At 36.1% G+C, this 11281-nt stretch carries 7 protein-coding genes; all 7 read right to left on the bottom strand.

Features of this window, described 5'->3' with window-relative positions; genetic code table 11:
- Positions 1–143: 143 nt before the first annotated feature.
- Positions 144–1652, bottom strand: coding sequence for an NHL repeat-containing protein (locus tag RTP52_RS11790; RefSeq protein ID WP_312371513.1), 1509 nt, complete (start codon positions 1650–1652; stop codon positions 144–146).
- A gap of 11 nt (positions 1653–1663) precedes the next feature.
- Positions 1664–2551, bottom strand: coding sequence for a carbohydrate ABC transporter permease (locus RTP52_RS11795; RefSeq protein ID WP_312104684.1), 888 nt, complete (start codon positions 2549–2551; stop codon positions 1664–1666).
- Position 2552: 1 nt separating this feature from the next.
- A complete protein-coding gene (locus RTP52_RS11800) occupies positions 2553–3488 on the bottom strand; it encodes a carbohydrate ABC transporter permease (RefSeq protein ID WP_312371515.1) in 936 nt (311 codons plus the stop codon).
- An 18-nt stretch (positions 3489–3506) separates the two neighbouring features.
- The gene (locus RTP52_RS11805; protein ID WP_312371518.1) at positions 3507–6656 is read right to left on the bottom strand and encodes an extracellular solute-binding protein; all 3150 of its coding nucleotides are present in this window, start codon (positions 6654–6656) and stop codon (positions 3507–3509) included.
- Positions 6646–7287, bottom strand: a complete 642-nt coding sequence (locus RTP52_RS11810) for a YesL family protein (RefSeq protein ID WP_312371519.1) — start codon at positions 7285–7287, stop codon at positions 6646–6648. Before RTP52_RS11810 ends, RTP52_RS11805 begins: the two co-directional genes overlap by 11 nt.
- Before the next feature lie 91 nt (positions 7288–7378).
- Positions 7379–8935, bottom strand: coding sequence for a glycosyl hydrolase (locus tag RTP52_RS11815; RefSeq protein WP_312371520.1), 1557 nt, complete (start codon positions 8933–8935; stop codon positions 7379–7381).
- 622 nt (positions 8936–9557) lie between these two features.
- Complete coding sequence (locus RTP52_RS11820; RefSeq protein WP_312371521.1) at positions 9558–10607, bottom strand: LacI family DNA-binding transcriptional regulator; 1050 nt, start codon at positions 10605–10607, stop codon at positions 9558–9560.
- Between the last annotated feature and the right edge of the window lie 674 nt (positions 10608–11281).

Raw genomic sequence — 11281 nt, forward strand, 5'->3', positions numbered from 1 at the left:
ATAACAAAAACTAAATAATGCTGTTATGATTAAGGCAATTGGGACGCTTCCTCGCTCTCTGTGCCTTAGCTCATAGTACCCGTCTGCTGGGTGAGTCAGAATATAAAACGGATATAATAGTTTTTCCTTTGAAAACCAACGTTTCATTCTAATCCACCTCCATCCGTATCATCTACTATGTTCTTTCGTTTTCTTATGATTGATTTTGTAATCATACTTCCCACTAGAATAACAACAAGCCCCGTAAGTAGAAAACTTAGATTTTCTTTCAAAATTTCATTACGATAGCGTTTGTAGGCAATGGAATAATACTCGCGGCTCATACCAAGTTTCAGATAATTCATTGCCAACTTATTCTCCCCTTTGGATAAATAAGCTTTTCCGATACCCACATTAGCAATTTCAAAATTTTCGTCAAGCTTTAACACCTGCTCCCATTTTTCAACTGCTAACGATTCATCCCCATCAAAACGAAGCGCTACTGCATCATTAATTAACGTTCCGTATTCTGTTGCATGAAACACTAAAATTTCTGCTCTGGTAGAATCTAATACTAAAATCATATTATTTGATGATTCAATTGCTACTGGAGCAACAAAGGTACCCGCCTGTGAGCCAAGCCCCCCGAAGATATAAAGGAGGTTTCCTTCGTAATCGTAGGTGAATATTCTTCCTCTTCTGGAATCTAAGATGGAATAAATCCCATTGTTTCGATATACCACATCTACGATTTTACTTGGCCCAGCGTAGACGTTCATTCCACCGGTTCTTAAATCCCCACCTACGTTCTTCTTTACTCCTTTTTTTATAACGTCTTCCCCACTAGGATTTAGTCTACGTACCGCCTGTTCTCCAGCATTATCAATATTTGACGCAAAAATAAAACCTTTTTCATCGATATCGATTCCTGTAAATTCTGTCGGGATAAATAGTGACTGTCTACTCCTCTCTTTTTTTGTAGATAATCTACGCCAAAACTTCTCCCATAATGTAATCTCAACCTTTATGGTTCCGTAGAAACTGGTAAATTGACCATTCGAGTCAAAAACCATAATCCCTTCTGTCATACCTTTCGCGATACAAAAGATACGGTCAGCATAATCTACAGTAACCTTTAGCGGTGTAAAAACATAACCTTCTTCTAAAACATCGCTCTGCGGATTATCTACAATCTTTATAAATTGATCCTCAGAACTCAGAACCACGATTCGTTTGTTCTCAGAATCTGCGATGTAAAGCTCATTTTTCTTCGAGATTGCTACGCCGTAAGGACGGTTAAATCGATCAAGAGTACCGTTGTTATCAAATTCCTTAATTACCCTGACCAATTTTGTCATGGTATCATTTAACACAACGATACGATTATTGTTGGTATCCGCAATATATACAAGCCCATCTGGTGCAATGCATAAATCTTGTGGATTATTAAAAGCTCCGATTCCAAAGGATACACCTGAAATACTATGATCTGGTACATATGCAGCTGGTGTATGTACGATATAATCACGATAATCGTAGTTATAAGTATCGTACGGAACATGATCATTTGCTAACGCTGTCACATTGCCAAACATCATACAAAAGATTAGGGTAGTGATTATTACAGCGATTCGCATTTGCTTCTTTAGCTTCTTTAGCTTCTTAAGCTTCATTCACTATCCTCCTATTCTTTCATACCTGATGTTGTCATCGTCTCAAGAATATTGCTTTGACAAATTAAAAAGAAAGTAATCGGGATTGCTGCCAGTATAAAACTAACCGCTGCGGAAGCACCCGCTCTTTTCGCACCGCCTGCTGTAATCTGTTGTAGGGCAAATTGTAAAGGTTTTAATTCTTCACTTCGGAGGAAAGTGCTTCCGGTATTCCCCCACATCTGTTGAAATTGAAAGATTGCGAGCGTTAACCATGCCGGCTTTACATTAGGCATAATAATAGTCCAGTAGGTCTTCCATTCACTTGCACCATCTAGTCTTGATGATTCAACTAGGGAGGTTGGAATCTGTTCCATAAACTGTTTCATCAAATAGAGACCCATACCAAATTGCCATGCTGGAAGTATCAATGCTAAGTAAGTGTTGTTTATATGTAAGAGTGAAATTATCATGTAATTTGGAATCTGTGTTACTGTCCATGAAAACATCATAGATAATACGATCATTTGAAAGATGATTTTCTTTCCTGGAAAGTCATGCTTTGCTAACGGATAGGCAGCAAGTGATGCTATTATAACGTGACCAACCGTTCCAAATCCTGTGATAATAAAGGTATTAAAAATATACCTTGAGAATGGTACCCAAGTATCATTCATCAATACAAATAGGTCCGTAAAGTTTTCTAAGGTAGGATTCTTTACGAAGATTGCCGGAGGATACTTAAAAATTTCATCCAATGGCTTTAGTGCATTATTGGCAATCATAACGAGCGGAAGGGCCATAAAGATACCGCAGAAAAACATCAAGGTAAATAAAAGCCCATTCCCGGCAGCGGAACGATTTAGCTGCTTTTGTCTACGAAATAATCGCCTTTTAGGCTTCATGTAATCTCTAGCCACCTTATTCCCCTACCCTTCTTAGTAATCTTTGAACAAGTTTATTCGTCCCTACCATCAGTAAGAATAAAACGGTTGCAATAGCGGATGCATAGCCCATCTCAAAGCGATAAGTACCATAGTCAAGTAGATGCGTTACTATTGTAGTACCAGCATAATTCACACTTGGATTACCAGCCAATTGTATGGATACATCCGCGATAGCAAAGGACTGAGTGATCTGCATTACCGCACCAAACATTAATTGAGGCTTCATGGCTGGTAGTGTCACATGCCAAAGTTCTTGCCATCTATTCCTAACTCCATCTACTGCTGCCGCTTCGTATAAGGTACGATCAACCGTCTGTAATCCTGCAATAAATGCCAAGAACCCAGTACCAAGACTTAGCCATAATTGCACTACAATAAGGAATGGTAAGATATACTTCGCATCCTTCATCCAAATCTTTGCTTCATTAATGACACCTAGATTCATTAAAAAACCATTCAAGATTCCATAACGATCTCCGGTAAAGATTAGATTCCATATTAAATATGCCTGCCCACAGATGGAAGGTGCATAGAAAACTAAGGTTAAGAAGGCTCTTAATTTACCATGAAACTCATTAATAATCCATGCAAACAATAAACATAATAAATAACTTGCTGGTCCTGTAATGATTGCAAAGAGTAACGTATTCTTTAAAGCGATGAGGAATATATTATCCTCCAAAAATAGTTTCGTATAGTTTGCCCATCCAATAAATGTTGGTGCTTGTAACATGTTAAAATAAGTAAAACTTAAAATAACGGAAACCAGAATTGGTAACACGGTAAATAAAAAGAATAATATTAGGTAAGGAGCCATCATAAGGTAGGAAGTTTTACTTTTGACGATTCGCTTTCTTAATGTCGATTTCTTTCTTACTTCAATTAATATGTCTTGCTGGTTCTTAGCCAAAATATCCCCTCCTTATCCTTAGTCATTTGCCAATGGCATATGAAATTCTTTTCTCTTGTAATTGATTTCATCATTAATATAGATGATATTATCCATTAGACATTCTCTTGCTGATGCAGAATCCGTATTCGTCGTAACCTTATAGAATGCATTGTCAATATTTCTCCAAGTAAAGTAACCACCCGGTACCTGACGTGTACCTACAACACTTTCAAACTGTTTCTTTAAGGCAGTATAATCTGCTGATGGCCATGGAAGTCTTTCAAATGCTTCCTTATTCGCAGTCGCTACACGTGCAGAAGCTCCCATTAAACTTTCCATCTCTTTTCCATAAAGAGTTTGGACTTCTGCACTAGTCCACCATTTTATAAATTCCCAGGAGTCCTCTTTATATTTTGACGCCTCCATAATAATGCAGGCGGAACCAACACTAGCTACATTTCGATTAATTGTCCCGTCCTCTTTCCTCATACCAGGGACCGGCGCAAATCCCCATAGCCCTTTGATGTCGGGAGCAGAAACCTGAAAATTATTATAAACAGAATAATCCGCTATAATAATTGGACATTCCCCAGTACGGAATCGGTCCTCAACACTGGTAACTTTATCGAGTTTATACTCTGTGTATAGACTACAATACTCTTTAAAAGCGTTGATACCTTCATCGCTATCTAATGCAGATTTTGTTGCATCTTCGTTATAATACTGGCCACCGAACTGATTTAGTAGCATCAAGAAATTAAGTTCATTTGGCAACATACCAAACTCCATCTGATTCTTAGCAAGTACTGACATGATAACTTTCACATCATCCCAAGTTTGTGGTAAGGTAAGTCCTAACTCTTTTAGGATATCTTTTCGATAAAACATCATTGGAAACGTTTGTGTCTCCGGAAGGGCAAAGGTATGGTTTTGATAGGTAAACGGAACCATAGCACTATCAAAAAAGCGCTCTCTAACTTCTTTTAAGTCACTAAACTGGCTTAAGTCAGCAACTGCATTACGAAGTCCATAATTCATAGGCATATCATTCGAACTTTGGATGGCACTATTGTAGGTCGGATTTGATATATTAAGCTGAATAGCAACATCGGGTCCTTGACCAGCAAGCGTTGCTTGAAGTAATGTTCCCATATCTACGAGCATCACATTTACGTTAATTCCTGTTCTTTTCGTAAATGTCTCGTCAATCAGAGATTTGATAACATTTGCTTGGTCCCGTCCCGTACCAACCCATAACGTAATGGTATGGGTTTCTTTTCCTTTCTCAGAAACATTGCCAATCTGGTTGTAATCAATGATGAAGGAATAAAAAAGTCTACAAATCTCGTACCATAATTTTGACCAAAAAGAACTTCTAGATATATTCGCATCCACATCTGGCGAATAGATATAAATAGCATCTAATTGTAAAGGCTGTGAAACTGCACCTGATAACCAAGTACCTACAGCGCGAACGTTTATTTTATAAGAAGTAACAACCTTTTTAAAATACTCCTGGTCTTTTATTAAGTCTTCTAACTGATCACGCATTGTTACTAAAACAGCTTCTTTATCGCTACTTCCTCCTGCTACCTCACGTAAATGTTTGATTGAGGAATCGAGTTGATTATGTACGTCGATAAGTTCTGCTTCTAACTCCGGTAATTTTGCCTCAATCTGATAATCACTATAAATATCTGGTTTCACACCCGTAATACGGATTATCTTTCGATAGATGGCGTTTAATTTTGATAAGGATTCTTGAACCTCCCCGATGATACTGGAGAATTCACCTAATACGTTCTGCATACGAAGGGTATGACTTCCTGCTTCTAAATAAATCTTATATGCTTCCTTATTTTCATCCATGAAGGAATCAAATCTCCAATTGGATTGATATCGGAAGCCATAATCACTTAATTCATTAAACAAAACTTTACCGTCAATTGTAATTTTTCGCGAAACATAGATACCTCTTACGAAATTTTGTTTCGTAAAGAACCCAATATTGTAATAACCGGTCTCTGGAACCTCAAAATCCCATTCCATCCACTGACCTGTCAAACGCCAGGAATTGCCTCCAATCGTGTTGTTTAGCAGTTCTTTTGTGCTAGAAGGATAAACTGCTGGGGAGGATTGGTCTTGTTTTGGGTACAACATTTGGGAAGACGTTTTCGTAACAGATTCTGCTTCGACCCTTACAAGGATGCCTGACGTATCCTTTGCATTCATCCCATCCCATTCTGCTTTTTTAGTTTTATAATCTACTACTTCAGTTGTATTATTTAAGGTAATACGGCGAAGTAACATCGGTTCTCTCAAAGAAAGCATTGAAATTTTATGTACTCCTTCGGTAAAATACACCGAAAGATGATTGATAACATAACCATTGCTATCATATAAGTAACTAGTAATCCATTCTGGTGTTTCATAAAGCGTCGGCTTTAAATCATTTCCTTGATTATCTTTTTCCCACTTCTTAGTCATAATTCCATCTTTATTAAGGTAGAATTCTGTTATGTTGTTTGACCAGACTCTGGAGAATTCAACAAGTGCCAACTCATCATAGGGAAGTTCTCCATCAATAAAGAAGCTCCTTTGTATTTCAGAATTCTTTCCCTCGATTGGATAATAAGTTAAAGAAATATCATAAAAACCTGCATTTTTTATATCTACTTCATATTCAATGAAACCTGTTTCTGAAATTATTACTGAGGTTCCATCCATTCTTTCATAATCAATCAATTCTTTTGGTTTTACTGCTATTTCCTTCCCGTTTGAATCTAGTTCACCCTCTATATAATAGACATAGTCTTTTGCTTCTATCCTATACTCATCCGAAGGTTTCACATTGTCAAAACCTTCCTTGTAGATGGTGTATCGTTTTATAGATTTGTCGACGGAGTAGGATCCAACGATTTCTTCGTAATCTGCCGTTGTTTTATTTTCAGCAGCTGAAACCGTCTTTCCACTCTGAATTGGTGTAAATAACATGGTCGCTGCCAGAAAAAATGATAATGTACTTCGTAACCTCTGTCTTCTTACCATATTTCCCTTCATTCCTACGTTTGCACATTGTCTTGCTTTCGAAACAATGCATATCATCAAATTTGTCAATGTAGCACATACACAAACTGCAAGAGTTGATAATTTATCCTTTACTCTTTTCTCTTTTTTATAATTCATAATACCAAGCATCCTCCCCTTCCTGTGGTTTTGGCGTATATATTTTTAAGATACGCTCTAATAGAAATGTGGATAAGAAGCACCATCCTCCAGGGAGTATAAGCCAGAATGGCAATGGCAACACCAATAGCAGAAATCCGCAAAATATCGTTCCGGTAATCAGAAAAATGGTATATGGTAAATGTCTAAATTCCATGAGTAAGGTCATCTTGAATATACTACTTAATTTTAATTGAAACCTAGACAGTACCGGGAAGACGTAGGTTATAAATCCTATTAACAAGAGAATAAGTGCATCATAAATAATGATGATTGTAAGAGAATATGTATTTCCCCCTTTTGTAACATACTCTCTATTCATATAAAATAAAGCTCCAATCATGATTAAGAGGATTGTTATGAAACCACCTGGTAATAATGTTCTTTTAAAAGATCTGAAAAACTCTTTTGATGGATAACTTCTTTCTTTTCGAACAGTTTTCACCATTGCATAATAGAATGATGTGATTGAGCTTCCAATTGTTATAATAGGAATGCAGCATAGAATACACAATACATTCAACATAATGATATGACCTATCTTTGTCATCGTTGTAATAATTTTTCCATCAGAGCTTAACCATTCTATCATGGCTAAATCACCTCTCTCATAGTAATTTTCCATACAATCCATGATTAATACTATCTATTCATGAATGGACATTACATTATAGATATCCTACTTATTCATGAACCTCATAATTCTTTAAGTCTGGAAGTTTATCTAATGTTACTACACTATCATGGGCATAGACCTTCTTAACCATATACTCTTCTGTATACTGTTCCGACAGCCAATTAATCAAAGCAGATTTTGTTACAAATTCTCCACCCCATGTTGCAAAAAATCCCCACATTGCACCATCCCGAATTGCTAAATCTGGATCAAACAGACATCCATTTTCAGATAGTACGATCATCTTCTTTGCTTTCGTATATTTCAAAGCTCCTAAATATTTATTAATCTGAGAGGTATAAACTTTTTCACCAGGATAAATATCCTCACCGATCATATCTACATATTCATCTCCCGGATACCATTCCTTATCCTGACCATTCCATATCCAGATTAAGTTATTAAGCCCGTATTCCTTTGTTAATTTATCGTATAATACTATGTACAATTTCTTATAGGCTTCCGCGCCTTTGGCTCCCCACCAAAACCATCCGCCGCTAGCTTCATGCAACGGTCTCCAAAGAATAGGAACATCTGCTTCTTTTAGTTTTTGAAGCTCTTTTGCGATAGCATCAATATCAGCCATCAATAATTGATATCCTTCTTCATCTTGACCATTCATAATCTTAGCTAAATCTATATTTGTTTCTTCTTTATAAAAACCACGATACCAAGTTCCGGTTAAATATTTCGTTGGTGCATTCCAGTGCCAGCAAAATGTAACAATACCACCTTTTTCGTCAAATTCTATGGCATATTCTATCGCTTTTGAACTGCTGCCTTTTTCTACCCTTGATGGTGTATAATCAATTAGATCAAGGCCTAGAACCGCTGGGAATTTTCCTTCTGTCGTTTTCCATATTGCAGAAATTTCTGTTCCATACATTCCTTTCTCACAATATTGACCAGATAAGAACTTGTTACCATAGATATCAGTTAAATAACTCATCAATCTTTTAGCACGATCACTAGCATTTTGATTTACTAATGTTGCGGGAACTTCATAGATACTTGCATCAAGTTCCATGGAGGATGTTACTATTAATTTATCCACGACAACCCACCCCCAGTATTTTGATAACTTAACGCTATGTTCCCCATTCGCAAGAAATATTCTTTCTAATTTCGAATCTGAGAATTTGTTTTGATCGGTTACTGCAACACCAACGTTGTCACCATCTACTAAAACATAATTTTCTTTGTATCCACCCAAAGCCGCACTAATGAAGTTTAAATCATAAAAACCATCGCTCTCAATAGTAAGCTTAAATTCACAAAAATCACCGTCGTCTTCAAATCCACTGATGTAACCTGTTCCAGAGAATCCACTTTTACTACTTTCTATCTTTACATTCCCACTAAGAAGAGCATCTTCCGCTTCAAGTTCAATCGGTACCATCGTAGGCAATAGCGTAGCAGTGGGTGAATCAATATTTACCACAGTCTCTGTATTTACCACAACATCATTTGGATTACTACCCTCTCCTGCTTTCCCAGGTGATGTGCATCCGTTTACAGATAATCCAATCAGTAAACACATTAGATAGAAGCTTTGCTTTCTCATAATAAAATCATCCCTTCGGTTATGTATCGTTAGGCTTTGTTTATGTTCGTTAGATTTTGGTTATGTTCGATAGACTTCGGTTATGTATTGTTAGACTTTGGTTATTTAAGTAGAAAGAAAGAAGCATTGTTATTCTTATTACCATGCATTGATATTGCACGTTATGGTGCATTTATTTGCTATGAATATTACATTATTTTCCTCTCATATATGCATTATAACATATGATTTTTTAAGACACGAGCATATATTGTAATATATGTACAATAGATTTATTGCTAAATCAACTTTTTAATGTTTTTTTGCAAATCATATTTTTTATTAAATGATGCATTTTATATTACAAAAACATTTTATAGCACATAAATGCTCTATATTTGTGCACTATTCGACCAATTTCAATATAGCAGAGTTCCTAACCTTACAAAATTACCACTCTAAGTTTAAAAAATTATGAGCCAATTTACGTGTCGCTACAAAATACCTCAACAACTATCTTTGAAAAAGACTACAAGCAATTACAAAATAAAACAACTAACCAGAAACAGTCGAATGACATTATGTTTCTGATTAGTTGTAACATCTAAGTCTATGGGATCATGATACTTATTTTCTTATACTATTATCCTAGATTTTCAAGATTCCGAATCGATGACATTCGAATAATTGGTTGTGTCTCAATACTTATTATTTCGCGAGGAAAATCAGGATTTTCCATTCTCCATAATAGTTGCTGAACTAATCTTTTTCCAACCTTTTGGTTCCTAACCGCTACGGTAGTTAAGATTGACTCCACCTGGGTAAGCCCTTCTATATTATCAAATCCAGTAACAGCCACGTCCTCAGGTATACGATATCCACGCTTTCTTAAACAACGAATGACATATAAGGCTATATCATCATTCGCACAAACAATTGCTTCTGGAATGTATGGAAAGGCACTTATTGTTTCTTCCACTTCTTCAATTTTATAGTAACGATCTGCCTTATGAGAAACTGTAACAATATCTGGATCGACAGAAAGGTCTGCTAGACGCATTCCATCTAAAAAACCTTCATAACGTTGTTTTATTGATTCGCAATATGTAACATCACCAATAAAGCCAATCTTTTTCATACCCTGTGATGTTAGATGTTCCATTATCATTCGAATACTATTTTTACCCTCACATACAATAACATCGTTATAACCAAAGCCGCCAAGTCCATTTGCTGGCTGATCTAAGAATACTGTAGGTAACTTCATCTTAAGAATCATATCGGTATATTTGTTAGTGAATACACCAATAAATAAAATTGCATCTACATTCTCTGTAAAGTCTAATGGCAATGTAAGATTTTCTTCAGCCTCATCACTAATAAAATTCAGCCTAAGCTTACAACCATTTTTATTTACTTCGTCGGAAATCCCCATAATAATGCTATTCCAAAATGCACATAATTCTCGTCTAGCAAGAACAACAATAGTCTTGTAATCATTCATACTCGTTTTCAGTTTAAATTCGTTTAATACAGCAGGAGCTAATTTAAGATAACCAAGTTCACACGCTCTCTTAATAACAAGATAACGGGTTTCATATGCTACGGTATCAGAATTATTCAAAGCTCTTGCAACTGTATTTCTAGATAAATTCAATTCTTTTGCAACATCCTGAATTGTTACCTTCTTCATACTAATCTTATCCCCTATGATATGTTCTATGGTTAGGATGCTCCAATTTGTAATAGAACTAGAAGTATCGGAATACTAACCACGCTAATATTAGATGAGTTATATTTGTTTTACATATATAGACAAATTTATGATAATATTTCGCTCATCTATGATACTAAGTAAAAGCAGATACTCGGAATCCGCGTCGCTACTTCCTCGTAACCTTACAGCAGCTCTGCCACTATCTCAGTGGATGCTTGAACACCCACTATTACCCCCGCTTTCGCTTCGCTAAGAAGCGGGGGACATCTTCAGAAAGGTTATATAACAAATCTTACCATATATTTTTCAGATATTCAAGCTTATCAAGCATAAATTTGTTCCTTCATTTAAATATTGCACCATTTCCAGAACTCTTTTGCAAAATCTTGCATCATTATTCTAATTGGAGATTTCGAGAAATCGAAAGAAAAATAGTAAGATTCAAACCATTACCAGTTCAGCTCTTTTATATCAGCAATTGTCGCAATCTCCGTTGCACTCATAGCCAGTATTGGATTTTTCATCACTGGATTTCCCAAATAATACATCATTCAACTCAGTTACCCCTAATACGACACAAGGATAAGCCCTTCATTGATATACCCCCTGTCAAGTAGACAGGTCAAATATCTAAAACAAAGTGCTGAAAA

The organism is Lachnoclostridium sp. (assembly GCF_031997925.1).
Taxonomy (GTDB): Bacteria; Bacillota; Clostridia; order Lachnospirales; family Lachnospiraceae; genus Lachnoclostridium.